Genomic DNA, 15,064 nt, shown 5'->3' on the forward strand with positions numbered 1-15,064 from the left:
GGATATGGGCCTGAAACCTGCCGATGGCCCCCGAGCAGGGACGGCGCCTACTCCTCGCTGCCTGCCGTGCACGCCCGGGGGTCACCGGGGGCGGGGAGGCTGACCGGATGCTGAGCATGCGCGGCATCGGCAAGAGCTTCCTCGGCGTGCGGGTGCTGTCCGGGGTGGACCTCGATGTGACGGCCGGCGAGGTTCACGCCGTCGTCGGCGAGAACGGCGCGGGCAAATCCACCCTGATGAAAATCATCTGCGGGGTTCACACGCCGGACGAGGGCACGATCGAGATCGACGGCCGGCCCGTCTCCTTCGGCCATCCGCTCGAGGCGCAGCGCTCCGGCATCGCGATCATCTACCAGGAGTTCAACCTGCTGCCCGAGCGCACCGTCGCTGAGAACGTGTTCCTCGGGCGCGAGCCCGTCAGACGCGGCCTGGTCGACCGCGCCGCCATGGAGGAGGCGACCGCGCGGCTCCTCGGCGAGCTGGGCGAGGATCCCTTCGGCCCCCGCGACGCCGTCAAGCGCCTGTCGGTCGCCCAGCAGCAGATCGTCGAGATCGTCAAGGCGTTGTCGGTGAACGCGCGGCTCGTCGTCATGGACGAGCCCAGCGCGGCGCTCGCTGAGCACGAGGTCGAGTTGCTCTACCGGCTGATCGGGCGGTTGAGGGAACGCGGCGTCGCCGTCGTGTACATCTCCCACCGATTACGCGAGGTGTTCGATCTCGCCGACCGGGTCACCGTGCTCAAGGACGGCTCGCGCGTCACCACGCTCCCGATCGGCGAGGTGACCCCCGACGCGTTGATCCGCCTGATGGTGGGCCGTGACCTCGGCACCTACTTCCCGCCCCGCTCGGAAGGTGCCGGCGAGGTACGGCTCAGCCTGCGCGCGGCCGGCAACCACAAGCTCCACGACATAGACCTGGAACTGCGTGCCGGGGAGATCGTCGGCATCGCGGGCCTGCAGGGATCCGGCAGATCGGAGCTCGCCAAAGCGATCTTCGGGGCGGAGCCGTTCACCACGGGCGAGATGATCCCGAAGCGCCCGCGCTCGGTCCGGGAAGCCGTGGCCATGGGCATCGGGCTCGTGACCGAGGACCGCAAGGCCGAAGGGCTCGCGCTGCGCCAGTCCGTGCGCGACAACGTCCTGCTCGTCGCCCGCGCGGTGGGCCCACGCAACCGCGACGGCGTCCGCGACCTGCTCGAACGGGTACGCCTCTCGCCCGCGCGCCAGGACCAGGAGGTCCGCTACCTGTCCGGCGGCAACCAGCAGAAGGTCGTGCTCGTCAAATGGATGACGATGGCGCCCCGGGTGCTGCTGTTCGACGAGCCGACCCGGGGAGTCGACGTCGGGGCCAAGGCCGCCATCCACGACCTGATGCGCGAACTGGCGAACGACGGCATGGCCATCATGATGATCTCTTCCGAACTGCCCGAGCTCATCGGCATGAGCGATCGGGTGGTCGTCCTGCGCGACGGCCGTGTCGCGGGCGCGCTGCCGGCCGGGGCCTCCGAGGAGGCCATCATGCGCCTGGCCGCGGGAGAGGTGGCATGAATGCACCTGCTCACGCGCGCCCGCCGCGGCCAGGCGCACGGCGGTCTGGCGGCTCACCTGCGCGAACCCTCGCAGGTCGTGTTCCTCGCGCTGCTCGGCCTGGTCGCGGTCGGCTGGGCCCTCGTCGCGCTCGACGGCGGCCAGTTCCTCACCATGGAAAGCATCGTCGGGATCCAGCAGCGGTCCGCCGCACTCGGCATCGTGGCGATCGGGCAGACGCTGGCGATCCTGGCCGGGTCGCTCGACCTGTCCGTGGCGTACCTGATCAGCCTGTCCTCGCTGGTCGCGGCGGAGATCATGGCGGGCCAGGACGGCAACATCGGGCCGGCGGTCGCCGCGGTGCTGGTCATCAGCTCGCTCGTGGGGCTGGTCAACGGGCTGGTCATCACCAGGCTCCAGGTCCACGCCTTCATCGCCACACTCGGCGTCGCTCTGATCATCAAGGGCATCGTCGACCACCTGTACGACGGCCCGGCGGGCAGGGTGCCCGAGTCGTTCCAGCTTCTCGGGTACTCCCGCGTCGGGCCGGTACCCGTCTCCGCCATGCTCTGGGCAGGCGTGGCCGTCGCGGCCTGGTTCCTGCTGAGCAGGACCCGGCTGGGATACCGGATCTACGCGGTGGGCGGCGACGAGGAGGTCGCCCGGCTGTCCGGGATCCGTACGGCCCGCGTCATCGTGATCACCCACGTGCTGTGCTCGGTCTGCGCCGGCATCGCGGGTCTGCTGCTGGCCGCCAGACTCGGGGCGGGGGCGCCCACGGTGGGCACCGATGGCGGCTATGACCTGGAGTCCATCGCCGCGGTCGTGCTCGGCGGGACCGCGCTGGCCGGAGGCAAGGGCGGGGTCGCCGGAACCGTGGGCGGGGTCCTGCTGCTGGCCGTCCTGGACACCCTCTTCAACCAGCTCGAGGTCAACTCCTTCGTCAAGGACGTGGTCCGCGGCGTGGTCATCGTCATCGCGGTGGCCGTCTACGCCCGGCGCCGAGCGAGGCGGTCGGCATGAAGCGCGCACTACCCATCCTCGCGGTCCTCGTGGTGCTGCTGGCCGCGATCGCGGTCGCCAATCCCCACTTCCTGGAACCCGCCGGGTTCCTGGCGTTCCTCAAGCGGGCCGCGCCGCTGGTGATCCTCGCCGCGGGACAGTACTTCGTCATCGTCTCCGGCGAGTTCGACCTGTCGGTCGGCTCGCTGGTGACGGCCGAGGTGGTGATCGCCGCGCGGCTCATCGACGGCGACGAGTCCGCCACCTGGCCGGTCCTCGCCCTGCTGGTCGTCGTCGGGCTGCTCGTCGGGCTGGTCAACGGCGTGGGCACCACCAAGCTGCGGGTGCCGTCGTTCATCGTGACGCTCGGCATGCTGCTCGTCCTCAGCGGCGCGGTCTTCCTCTGGACCGGTGGCGCGCCACGCGGCGCGCTGTCGGAGGGCTTCCGGATGTTCGGCCGCGGCGCCCTCGGGCCGCTGCCGTGGTCGGTGCTGATCCTGCTGGCCGTGGGCGGGGCGGCGATCTGGCTCATGCGCGCCGACTTCGGCCGGACCCTCATGGCCACCGGTGACAACGAGCGTGCCGCGGCACTGTCCGGGGTCCGGGTCGACCGGGTCAGGATCCTCGCCTTCATGCTCTCCGGCCTGTCCGCGGCCGTCGCGGCGATCCTGCTCGGCGGCTTCGCCGGGGTCTCGGCGCAGGCGGGCCAGGGACTGGAGTTCTCCGCCATCACGGCGGTCGTTCTCGGCGGCGTGGTGCTCGGCGGCGGCCGCGGCTCCGTGCCGGCCGCCATGGCCGGGGCCGTCACGCTGGAGGCGCTGTTCACCCTGCTCAACCTGTACGGAATCTCGGGGGCGCTGGAGTCCACCGTCCAGGGCGTCATCATCATCGCCGCGGTCGCGGCGGGAGCCATCCGACTTCCCTGGAAGTCCACCCCCCGAAGAGGAGACGCTCATGCCGCGCCTTGAGGCCGCAATCGCCCTGTCAGCCGTGCTCGTCCTCGCCGGCTGCACCACCGACAAGCCGACGGACACCACCCGACCCGCGCCGCCCGCCACGAGCGCCGGGAACTCGGGCACAGGAGCGCAGTCGAAGTTCTTCGTGCAGGCGGACTTCGACGCCCAGCTGGCCATGCGTTCCCAGACGCCTCAGGGCCCCGCGGCCAAGCCCTGGGAGCAGGCCATCGACCCGAAGATGATCGACACGGCACAGTACAAGAAGGACGGGCCGTACCACCTGTGCTTCTCCAACGCGGCGGTCAACAACCCCTGGCGCCAGGTCGGGTGGAAGACGATGCAGGCGGAGGCGGGCCTGCACGAGGAGATCGAGGAGTTCACCGCGCTGGATGCCGAGGGCAAGGACGACAAGCAGATCTCGGACATCGCCGAGCTGCAGGCCAAGGGCTGCGACGCCCTGATCGTCTCGCCGAACACCACGGCGACGCTCACCCCCGCCGTGACGGCCGCCTGCGCGAAGGTGCCGGTCATCGTGTTCGACCGGGGTGTGGAGACCGACTGCCCGGTGACGTTCATCAAGCCCATCGGCGGCTACGCCTTCGGCGCCGACGCCGCCGAGTTCCTGGCCGAGAAGGTGCCGGCGGGCGGGAAGGTGCTGGCGCTGCGCATCCTGCCCGGTGTCGACGTCCTGGAGACCCGCTGGTCGGCGGCGAAGGTGGTGTTCGACAAGAGCCGCCTCCAGGTGGTGGGGGTGGAGTTCACCGACGGTGACGCCGCCAGGACCAAGAGCATCGTCAGCGACTACATCCAGCGGCACGGCAAGATCGACGGCGTCTGGATGGACGCCGGTGCCACGGCGGTGGCCGCGATCGAGGCGTTCGAGGACGCCGGCCTGCCGGTGCCGCCGATCAACGGGGAGGACCAGCAGGACTTCCTGCAGAAGTGGAAGGACGCCGACCTCACCGCCGTCGCGCCCACGTACCCGACCTACCAGTGGCGGACCCCGATCATCGCCGCTCTGAAGATCCTCAAGGGCGAGGAGGTGCCCGAGATGTGGAACCTGCCGCAGCCGAAGGTCACCAGCGAGAACCTGTCGGCCTACCTCAAGCCCGACATGCCGCCGCTGCACTACGCGCTGTGCGGTTGTGAGGACCTGCCCGGCTTCCCCGAGGTCTGGGGCGGGAAGAAGAGCTGATCGGCTCCTTTCGCGAACCGACGACGAAGAGGTACGCCATGTTCTCCATCGGAGTGAACACCTGGGTCTGGGTCTCCCCGCTGACCGACGACGACCTGGCGCGGCTCGCGCCCCGCATCGCCCGGTGGGGTTTCGACGTCATCGAGCTGCCGGTCGAGCGACCCGGCGACTGGAACCCGGACAGGGCCGCGGCGGTGCTGGCCGAACACGGGCTGGCCGCGTCCGTGGTGCTGGTCATGCCGCCGGGGCGGGAGCTCGTGGCCGCCTCCCCGGAGACCGTCCGCGACACCCAGGACTATCTGCGGCACTGCGTCGACGTGGCGGTGGCCGTCGGCTCCCCGGTGATCGGAGGGCCGGCGTACGCCTCGGTCGGCCGTACGTGGCGGCTCTCGCCGGACGAACGCGGGAGGGTCTACGCCGAGTTGCGCGAGCATCTGCGGCCCGTTCTGGACCATGCGGCCGAGCGCGGGGTGAAACTCGCGGTCGAGCCGCTCAACCGGTACGAGACCAGCCTTCTCAACACCGTCGAGCAGGCGCTCGAGGCGTTGCCCGAGGACTGCCACCTGGCACTCGACGTCTACCACATGAACATCGAGGAGAAGGATCCCGCCCAGGCGGTGCGGGACGCGGCGGACCGCATCGCGCACGTGCAGGTGTGCGGCACCGACCGCGGCACGCCGGGGGCCGACCGTTTCGACTGGCCGGGCTTCGTCCGGGCCCTGCGCGACACCGGCTATCAGGGGCCGCTCGTCATCGAGTCGTTCACCGCGCACAACCTGAGCATCGCCACCGCGGCCTCCATCTGGCGGCCCCTCGCGGAGAGCCAGGACGCGCTGGCCGTGGACGGCCTCGCCTACCTACGCGCCCTCTGACAGCGAGCTGAAAGTTTCATACTTATCCCGCCGAGACGGGGGCATCGAGACGGCTTCGGGATCGCCGTCACTGCCTTCCACCTGTCGGTTTCCCGATCGCCGCCCAAGCGCCTGCGGAGTAGATGCGAAAAGATGAGAATCAAAGCCCTAAATAAGCATGCTTAAGGGTACGTTTGCGAGCCGAGACGACGCATGTCCTCCCTCGTAGCCCTCCGGCTCGGACCGCTGCCGACACCCCCTCAGGAGATCCTTCATGCGAAGATCACGCCTGTTCACCGCCCTGGTCGCAGCCTTATCGGGGCTCGTGATGTCGTTGTCCCCGCACGTGGCGCACGCGGCCGAACCTCAGTTCAGGGTGCTGCTGTTCACCGAGACGGCGAGCGGCGCCTACCGGCATGACTCCATCCCCGCGGGCGTCGCGATGTTCGAGCAGCTGGCGATCGACCACGACTTCGAGCTCGATCACAGCGAGGACTCCGCCGTCTTCACGACCACGACGCTGAACACCTACGACGCGGTGATCATGTTCCAGACCAGCGGCATGGTGTGGGACAACGACGCCCAGCGTCAGGCCTTCCAGGCCTACGTGCGCAGTGGCCACGGCGTCGTCGCGATCCACAACGCCACCGACATGAACATCGAGTCGCAGTTTCCCTGGTGGGACCAGGTCGTCCTGGCCGGCGCCCACATGACCGCTCATTCGGCGATCCTGCAGGGCACCGCCAAGGTGGCCGACAAGGCCCACCCCTCCACGGAGGGGCTGCCGGACCGGTGGGTGCGCCCGGAGGAGTGGTACAACTTCGACAAGAACATGCGGGGCTCGGTGCACGTCCTGGTGACCGCGGACGAGACCACCTATGACGCGGGGCCGAACGCGATGGGCGCCGACCACCCGATCTCCTGGTGCCACAACCCGGAGGGCGGCCGGGTGTGGGCCACCGCGATGGGCCACCAGACGTCCTCCTATGCTGAGTCGCTCTTCCAGCAGCACCTGCTGGGCGGGGTGAAGTGGGCGGCGGGCGCGGCGCCGGGCGACTGCGGCGGCACCGTCGCGGACCGGTACCAGAAGGTGACCCTCGACGGCGCGCCGGACCAGCCGATGGAACTCGACGTGGCCGCCGACGGCAGGGTCTTCTACATCTCGCGCTCGGGCAAGGTCAACCTGATCCCCACCGACGGCGGGGGCACGCGCGTCATCGCCACCCTCTCGGTGTACGACGGCGGCGAGGACGGCGGCATCGGGCTGGCGCTGGATCCGGACTTCACGACCAACGGCTGGATCTACGTCAACTACTCGCCGTCCGGCGGCGGCGAGGTCAACCGGGTGTCGAGGTTCACCTTCGACGGCACCAGCCTCGACCTGTCGAGTGAGAAGAAGTTGATCGAGGTTCCGGCGTACCGCCACGTCGACGAGCCCGGCCACACCGGCGGCTACCTCGCGTTCGGTCCGGGCGGGAACCTGTACATCGGCCCGGGTGACGACACCAATCCGAACGGGTCCAGCGGCTACAGCCCGATCGACGAGCGGCAGGGCCGGGAACATTACGACGCCCAGCGGTCCTCGGCCAACACCGATGACCTGCGCGGCAAGATCCTGCGTATCCACCCCGAATCCGATGGCACGTACACGATTCCGTCCGGCAACCTGTTCGCGCCCGGCACCGCCAGGACGCGGCCGGAGATCTACGCGATGGGCTTCCGCAACCCGTTCCGCTTCTCGGTCGACCAGGTGACGGGGTGGATCTCGCTGGGTGACTATGGCCCAGACGCCGGCGCGGCGAACCCCAACCGCGGTCCGGAGGGCACCGTCGAGTGGAACCTGATCAAGGAGCCTGGCTTCTACGGCTGGCCGTACTGCGTCGGTGACAACATCCCGTTCAACGACTACAACTTCGCCACCAACACCTCCGGCGCGAAGTTCAACTGCTCGGCGCCGGTCAACGACTCGCCCAACAACACCGGCCTGACCGATCTGCCCGCGGCCAAGCCCGCGACCGTGTGGTACGACTACCACGCCTCGGCCGAGTTCCCCGAGATCGACTGCTGCGGCGGCGCCGCCCCGATGGGCGGCCCCTTCTACCGCTACGACGACGCCAGCGACTCCGACCGCAAGTTCCCCGAGTATTTCGACGGCACGCCGTTCCTCTACGAATGGAGCCGCAACTTCGTCAAGGAACTCCCGCTGGACTCCTCGGGCAACCTTCTGAAGATCAACCCCCTGGCGGCACAGCTGGCCCCGCATGCGCCGATCGACATGAAGTTCGGTCCGGACGGCGCCCTGTACATGGCCGACTGGGGCAACGGCTTCGGCCACGCGAACACCGACGACAGCGTCTACCGGATCGACTACGTGGCCGGGAACCGCGCGCCCCTGGCCAAGGCGAGCGCCAACCCCGACTCGGGCACGGCGCCGCTGACGGTGGCGTTCTCCTCGGCCGGTTCGTCCGACCCCGACGGCGACGCGATCACCTACGCGTGGGAGTTCGGCGACGGCGGGACCTCTGCCGGCGCCAACCCCTCCCACACCTACACCGCCAACGGGACCTACACGGCCAGGCTGACCGTACGGGACTCCGGCGGGAAGACCGGCAGCGTCACGTTGCCGATCGTCGTCGGCAACACCCGCCCCGAGGTGACCTTCTCGGCACCACCCGACGGCGGCTTCATCGACTTCGGCGACGAGGTGGACTACGCGGTGAACGCCACCGACCCCGAGGACGGCGCCGCCGACTGCAGCAAGGTCAACGTGACCACAGCACTGGGCCATGACCAGCACGCCCACGACACCGGCCAGTACACCGGTTGCTCCGGGACGGTCACGACCACCGCCTCCGGCCATGACGAGGCCTCCAACGTCTACTACGTCCTGTCCGCCGACTACACCGACAGCGGCGGCCTGAAGGGCTCCACCGGCCTCACCCTGCAGCCGAAACACAAGCAGGCCGAGCACTTCACCGGCTCGTCCGGAATCCGCGTCATCGACGAGTCCGGAGCCGAAGGCGGTAGGCGCATCGGCGACATCTCCAACAATGACTGGATCTCCTTCAGCCCGGTCAACCTGTCCGGGATCGACACGGTGTCCTTCCGCGTCTCGGCACCGTCCAACACCGGGGCGTCCATCGAGCTGCACGCCGACTCGCCGACCGGGCCCCTCCTCGCCTCCAGCCCCGTACCGGCGACCGGGGGATGGAACACCTACGTGTCGCTGCCCGCGGTGCAGGTCACCGACCCCGGTGGGACCCGCGACGTCCACGTCGTGTTCAAGGCGCCGTCGGCGAACTCGTTCGACGTGGACTCCATCACCTTCAACGGCAGGGGCGTCGGGCACGGTGACGGCTCGTCCCCCGGCAGCACGAGCGCGCTGCGGGGCGCGGGGTCGGGCCGGTGCCTGGACGTCAACGGCGCTTCCCAGGCCAACGGCGCGCAGGCGCAGATATGGGACTGCAACGGGCAGGCCAACCAGCAGTGGACTTCGACCAGCGCGGGTGAGCTGCGGGTTTATGGCGGCAAGTGCCTGGACGTGAACGGGGCCGGGACGGCGGACGGCACCGCGGTGATCATCTGGGACTGCAACGGCCAGGACAACCAGAAGTGGCGCATCGACGCCGACGGCAGCATCACCGCGGTCGGGGCGAACAAGTGCCTGGACGTCAGCGGCGCCGGCACCGCCAACGGCACCACAGTGCACATCTGGTCATGTAACGGCGCGAACAACCAGAAGTGGACCCGCGTCTGATCCCATGTGACGCCCGCCCCCTGGAGCCGGCCCGCCTTCGCCGGCCGGCTCCAGCGTCCTGCGCGATCAAGCGGCCTCAGAGGGCTGACGGCCGTGCCCGGCGCCGGCGGCGTGTCTCCGAACGTGAACATGCCGTTCTTCTGCGTGCTCCCACGTCAAGATCGTCGGCCGCCGACCACCTCGACTGCCGCGGCTACAAGATCATCGACGACGGAGCAGGCAGGAGTGCCGCCCCAGGCTTGCTCTGCGGCCCGCCCGTCGCCGGTGCGAACCAGAATCGGCCGGACGCCGGCGGCCTGTGCGGCCGCGATGTCCGATGACCGGTCGCCGATCAGATAGCTCTTGGGCAGGTCGAGGTTCAGCTCGGCAGCCGCACGTCTGATCATGGCCGGGCTGGGCTTCGGTGCGTCACCCACGTTGTACCGATCGGAAACGGCACGTTCCCCGGCTACCGGACTGCTGTAGATCGCATCGAGGGTGACGCCTTCGTCGGCCAGCAGCTCAGACATTCGATCATGCACTTCGTCCAGGGTTGCCGGCTCCGCGTAACCGAGGCCGACGCAGGACTGATTCGTCACGACGATCAGGGCGTAACCGTGGTCACGCAGGAGCCGGAGCGCGGGTGCGGCAGCCGGAAGCAGGTGCATCGCCTCTGGGCCGTGCCTGTAGGTCGCAAGCGTGTTGATGCAGCCGTCTCGATCGAGGAACACCGCCTTCCGGGCGGGTGCGTCACCTGCGAGATCGACCTGTGCATGCCGGACGGTGCCGGCTCGATCGCCGTCGAGCGCGATGTCGAAGATCCGGTACGGGTGGGGGTGCTCGACAAGTGCCGGCGTGACACTGAAGGTGGCCGACCCGATCGTGGTCGGCTCGGCCCCCGGATGGTAGTGCCCGGACAGGGACAGCACGACCCGGCCGGAGTCGCTGGTCCGCTGCTGGAGCTCCTCACCTTCCGCGTAGGTGTGCGGATAGCCCTCGTCCAACCGTGGCGTGATGACGAAATGCTGCAGATGGACCTGCGGACGTGTGTCCGGGTCGAGCAAGGACGAGTCGAACCGCTCCCGTTCGGTCAGCGTGCGACGAGGCACGTTGCCGGTCGACTCGCGATCCCAGAAGCTGACGAAGCGTAGCCCTCCGACGTCACGGACGAATGGTCCGGATCCCAGTTCCTCGGCGTGGATGCGATAGCTGTCGTGATTGCCGGGAACGGCGATCCACTCGATGCCGCAATCGTCCAGCATCCGTCGCACGAGGCGATAGTCCGCTCGTACCCGTTGCCAGACCAGCCGGTCCCGGGCGGCATCACGCTCGCGTTCGAACAGGTATCCCGGAACGTCCACCACGTCACCGGTGATCACGATCAGATGGGCGCCACGACGGCGGGCGTCGTCGAGCGCGGCTGCCAGCAACTCGGGAGCCGTACGACTACGCCGGACCGGCAGTGTGGAGTGTCCAGGGATATGGCTTCGGAGGTGTATGTCGGTGATATGGGCGATGCGCATCGAGGATGCTTCTCCTGTCGTGCCGGCGCGTGACTCGAACAGCCGGCGTCCGTGGCGTGACGTCGGTCGGCACTGGCTGGTGCAGTGGGGAATGGTCTGTCCGGTGAGAGCAAGCCGGACGTGCTGATGGCCGGCTCTCTCCTGGCACCGGATCGAGCCGGTGAGATCACCCGGCCGGCTGGGCCGTTGACTTTCGTACCTTGAGCTCGACGGGAAGCTCCCGATGAGGCCTCTCGATCTCTTCCCCGTTCAGGGCGCCGATCAGCATCGTCGCCGCCTGCCGTCCGATCTCGAAGCGATCGACCGCGATCGTCGTCAGTGCCGGGCCGAGCAGGTGCGATGTCGGAAGATCGTCATGACCGACGACGCTGAGGTCGCGGGGAATCCGGAGCCCGGCTTCGATCGCGGCATCGTAGACATGGTGCGCCAGCAGGTCGCTGTCGGTCATGATGGCGGTCGGACGATCCTCTCTGGAGAGTGCGCGAACCACTCGCTCGACCGTTTCGTCGGCAGTGCTGCCGGAGATGACCCGAGACGGAAGCCCCGCGGCCTTCATCAGCCGGCGGAACAAGGACACCCGTTCCGATGCCGACGACAGCCCCGGATTGGTGAGCAGGCCGATCCGGCGATGCCCGAGCTCGAGAAGATGGTCAACGGCCGACCGGACCGCTTGAGCCGCGTTACCGCGGATGCTCATCACAGCCGATGACCTCGCGCTGCGCGCCGAGTTGACCAGCACCACGGGACGATCGGATTCGCCCCGCCAGGTCGCCAGCACGGCCTCGCCGTCGATCGGCGCGATCGCCAGCCCGTCGAGCTGCCGGTTCGCCATGGCCTTGATCATGCTGGTCTCGCGCGACCGGTCAAGATCCGAGGTGCCGACCAGGACCTGGTAGCCGCGCTCCTCGGCAGCACCGCTGAAGCCGTCGATCAGGCGCAGGTAGCCGGGGTTGCTCAGGTTACGGCTGATCAGTCCGAGCATGTTGGAGCGCTCGACCCGGAGCGCGCGTGCGGCGAAGTTCGGACGGTAGCCCTGCTCTTCGGCAACCGCTCGCACGCGCTCCCGAAGCTCGTCACTCACCCCAGGGCGACCGTTCAGGGCCATGCTGACCGCGGTCGGACTGATGCCGATGATCGCCGCCAGCCCTTTGAGGGTCGGACCGCTGGACATCCTCGGCATCAGACGCCCCGGCTCGCCATCGGCTCGCCATCCTTGGCGTACAAGTATCCCGCGTTGGGCCCCAGCACGGCATCTATTGTGCCACTTCGCTCGATGATCGGCAGCGTCGGAGAGCTGAGCGAATTGCCGCTGACGACGGTCGCCGCGATCTCCCCGCCGACGGCGGCGTCCAGGTGGACCGCGGGTCCGCTGGTGCAGGCCACCACGTTGCCGGTGATCGCGACGTCTGTCACCTGCCGGTCACCGCCGGTCCTGATCCGGATTCCTGCGGCGGTACCGGAGAAGGTGTTCGCAGTGATCGAAGCCGCGCTGGTGTTCGTCAGGTTGACCGCCCAGCACGACAGGTCGGTGGCGGTGTTGTTCGCGATCACGACCGAACTGTGCTGGAGGCTCGGATGCCCCGTGTGACAGCCGACGAAGGTCGGATAGCCGGAGCAGAAGTTGTCGATCACGCGGACGTGGCTGCTGTGGGTGTTGTCCTCGGCACCCCACGCCGTCAACCCCGGTGCGGCCAGGTCGAGGCTGACCGCCTCGGTCTGGTAGGCGTGCGGTTCGCGAGCGATGCCGGTGACGAAGCGACATCCGGAGATCGTCACGTTGTAGGTCGAGTTCGTCTCGATGGCGTGCCACTCGGGCATGTTCCGGATCTCGAGATCACGAACCTGAACATCCCGTGCATGGTTGAACACCATGCCGAAGGACGGCCGGGGATTCTCGAAGCCGTTCACATCCCAGATGCCGCCCTCGACCATGATGTTTCCGGGGCCGTCATGAGCGCCGACGGTTCGTCCGGCGCCGTAGGGACCGTTGATCAACATGGTCTGGATCGCTCCTGTCCGCACGACGCGCGTCGCGGGCGTGAGCGTCAGACGAGTGCCGGCGTGCACCCGCAACGGCGCCTCGCGGAGCTGCCACTCCCCGGGACCGACGATCACCCGCCCACCGGCGGACTCGGCCACTTCGTCCAGTGCCTGCTGCAACGCGCGCTCGTCCTGCACTCCGCTCTGTCGAACGACTTCGACCACGGCCCGACCTGTCACGTACGCCTCCGTCTTGCCGAAACTGTTATTTACGGCTCGTCCCGCCGGTGTTAACGTGCCAACTGTAACGTTGAAGTTCGTGGTGGTCGAGACAGAGGATGATGCCGTGACGTCCGTTCAGAGGAGGGACACGACGGGCCGTGAGGTCGTCGTCACTCATCCCGACGCGACGACCTTGAGCCGTCCGGGCTCGCAGTCATCCCCGCCCTCCGGACGGATGCGACGACTTGCGCATGCACTGCGACAGCACAAGGTGATCTATCTCCTGCTGTTGCCGGGCATGCTCTACTTCCTGGCGTTTCACTACGTTCCCTTGGCCGGCGTCTCGATCGCCTTCATGGACTACTCGCCGTTCCTGGGGCTGAGCGGCTCGACGTGGTCCGGACTGGACAACTTCGCCAAGCTGTTCGGCGATCCGGAATTCGCCAGTACCGTCCGCAACACTTTGGTCATTTCGTTTCTGCAGATCGCGTTCGCGTTTCCCGCTCCGATCCTGCTGGCCCTGCTGCTCAACTCGCTGCTCAGCGAGCGGGTGAAGCGCATGGTGCAGACCGTCGTCTACCTGCCGCACTTCTTGTCCTGGGTGATCGTGATCGCCGTCTGGCAACAGGTTCTGGGCGGTGCGGGCGCCTTGGCCGACCTGTTCCAGCAGTTGGGGTTCGGCAGCGTCAACGTGATGGCGAACGCCGAGACGTTCAAGATTCTGCTGACCTCACAGGTGATCTGGAAGGACGTGGGGTGGGGAACGATCATCTTCTTCGCCGCCATAGCGTCGATTCCCACCCAGTTGTACGAGTCGGCTGCGGTGGACGGGGCGGGATCCCTGCGACGCACCTGGCACATCACCCTTCCGGGGATCCTGCCCGTGATGGTGCTGCTGCTCATCCTCAGACTGGGCAACGTTCTGTCCGTCGGTTTCGAGCAGATCCTGTTGCAACAGCCCTCCGTCGGAGCCGAAGCGGCGCAGGTGCTGGACACATTCGTCTATTTCCGCGGTGTGCTCGGCGGCGATTGGGGTAGCGGCGCGGCCGCCGGCCTACTCAAAGGCGCCATCGGCACCCTGTTGATCGTCGCCGCGAATCGGATCGCGCGCCGCGCCGGCAGTGAAGGACTGTTCTGATGACGTCATCCCGTCGGCCGGTCTGGGTCGAACCGCCGAACCGTGTCGTGACGACGACCAAGGGGATCCTGATCGCTCTGATCCTGCTGATCATGATCTATCCCTTGGCGTACGTGATCCTGAACTCGTTCGCCAGCCCGGAGGCCACCACGACAGCCGGGCTGATCCCGAGCGAGTGGAGCTTCTCGGCGTACAGCACGATCTTCAAGGGTGGAATCGTGCAGCGGTCGTTGATCGTCTCGATTCTGATCACGCTGGTCGGTACCGCGCTGTCATTGGCCGTCACCGCAACCCTCGCCTACGCGCTCACCAGGACCCGGCAGGTCCCGGGGGTCCGGCCGGCCCTCTATCTGGTCCTGCTCACGATGATCTTCAGTGCAGGAATCATTCCGAATTACCTGGTGGTGAAGGCGTTCGGACTGCTCGACTCCTACTGGTCGCTGATCATCCCCGTGCTGGCGTCGGCCTTCAACGTGGTGGTGATGCGGAACTTCTTCATGCAGTTGCCGCGGGAACTCTTCGAGGCCGCGCGGATGGACGGCGCCGGGGAGTTGAGCATCTTCATCAAGATCGTGCTGCCGCTGTCCAAGGCGGTGCTGGCGGTGATCGGCCTGTTCTACGCGGTGTCGTACTGGAACTCGTTCTTCAACGCGATGCTCTACCTCAACGACTCCTCGAAGTGGCCGATTCAGCTGGTGCTGAACTCGTACGTCCTCCAGGGCGCGTCGATGAGCTCGATGAACAACACCGAGATGTACAACCTGCCCTCCAGCCAGTCGGTGCAGATGGCCGTTGTGGTGATGGCCACGGTCCCGATCCTGATCGTCTACCCGTTCCTGCAGAAGTACTTCACCAAGGGTGTGCTGACCGGCGCCATCAAGGGCTGACCCGCGCGGCGCCACTGCCACCTTTCACCAGTTCACGCCCTTGACCAA

The 15,064-nt window shown here is 67.8% G+C and carries 11 protein-coding genes; 8 read left to right on the plus strand and 3 right to left on the minus strand.

Annotation, left to right across the window (positions count from 1 at the left end; all coding sequences use genetic code 11):
- Positions 1-107: 107 nt before the first annotated feature.
- From ACZ6SA_RS36625 to ACZ6SA_RS36650, 6 genes are all read left to right on the plus strand, one after another.
- On the plus strand, positions 108-1,547 hold the full coding sequence (locus ACZ6SA_RS36625; RefSeq protein WP_465833390.1) for a sugar ABC transporter ATP-binding protein: 1,440 nt from the start codon (positions 108-110) through the stop codon (positions 1,545-1,547).
- Entirely contained in the window at positions 1,548-2,549 is a 1,002-nt protein-coding gene (locus ACZ6SA_RS36630) for an ABC transporter permease (protein ID WP_465833392.1), read from the plus strand.
- A complete protein-coding gene (locus ACZ6SA_RS36635; protein ID WP_347648705.1) occupies positions 2,546-3,496 on the plus strand; it encodes an ABC transporter permease in 951 nt (316 codons plus the stop codon). Before ACZ6SA_RS36630 ends, ACZ6SA_RS36635 begins: the two co-directional genes overlap by 4 nt.
- Positions 3,483-4,679 carry an ABC transporter substrate-binding protein gene (locus ACZ6SA_RS36640; protein ID WP_347648706.1) on the plus strand — a complete coding sequence of 399 codons (1,197 nt, stop codon included), beginning with the start codon at positions 3,483-3,485 and terminating at the stop codon, positions 4,677-4,679. Before ACZ6SA_RS36635 ends, ACZ6SA_RS36640 begins: the two co-directional genes overlap by 14 nt.
- Before the next feature lie 38 nt (positions 4,680-4,717).
- Positions 4,718-5,551, plus strand: coding sequence for a sugar phosphate isomerase/epimerase family protein (locus ACZ6SA_RS36645; RefSeq protein ID WP_347648707.1), 834 nt, complete (start codon positions 4,718-4,720; stop codon positions 5,549-5,551).
- A gap of 253 nt (positions 5,552-5,804) precedes the next feature.
- The gene (locus ACZ6SA_RS36650; protein ID WP_465833395.1) at positions 5,805-9,287 is read left to right on the plus strand and encodes a lectin; all 3,483 of its coding nucleotides are present in this window, start codon (positions 5,805-5,807) and stop codon (positions 9,285-9,287) included.
- A gap of 155 nt (positions 9,288-9,442) precedes the next feature.
- Here the strand turns inward: ACZ6SA_RS36650 and ACZ6SA_RS36655 are convergent, their stop codons facing one another.
- The 3 genes from ACZ6SA_RS36655 to ACZ6SA_RS36665 all read right to left on the minus strand — a co-directional run bounded on the left by ACZ6SA_RS36655 (position 9,443) and on the right by ACZ6SA_RS36665 (position 12,994).
- A complete protein-coding gene (locus ACZ6SA_RS36655; RefSeq protein WP_465833397.1) occupies positions 9,443-10,789 on the minus strand; it encodes an HAD-IIIA family hydrolase in 1,347 nt (448 codons plus the stop codon).
- Between the two features lie 166 nt (positions 10,790-10,955).
- Entirely contained in the window at positions 10,956-11,960 is a 1,005-nt protein-coding gene (locus ACZ6SA_RS36660; protein WP_465833399.1) for a LacI family DNA-binding transcriptional regulator, read from the minus strand.
- A gap of 8 nt (positions 11,961-11,968) precedes the next feature.
- On the minus strand, positions 11,969-12,994 hold the full coding sequence (locus ACZ6SA_RS36665) for a glycoside hydrolase family protein (protein WP_465833401.1): 1,026 nt from the start codon (positions 12,992-12,994) through the stop codon (positions 11,969-11,971).
- A 94-nt stretch (positions 12,995-13,088) separates the two neighbouring features.
- On the opposite strand from ACZ6SA_RS36665, the gene ACZ6SA_RS36670 reads away from it, so the two are divergent.
- Positions 13,089-14,129 carry an ABC transporter permease gene (locus ACZ6SA_RS36670; protein ID WP_347648712.1) on the plus strand — a complete coding sequence of 347 codons (1,041 nt, stop codon included), beginning with the start codon at positions 13,089-13,091 and terminating at the stop codon, positions 14,127-14,129.
- Positions 14,129-15,016 (plus strand): carbohydrate ABC transporter permease, encoded by an 888-nt coding sequence (locus ACZ6SA_RS36675; RefSeq protein WP_347648713.1) that lies wholly within the window; start codon positions 14,129-14,131, stop codon positions 15,014-15,016. Before ACZ6SA_RS36670 ends, ACZ6SA_RS36675 begins: the two co-directional genes overlap by 1 nt.
- The last annotated feature ends 48 nt before the right edge of the window (positions 15,017-15,064 follow it).

The organism is Nonomuraea sp. NPDC049378, assembly GCF_055586745.1.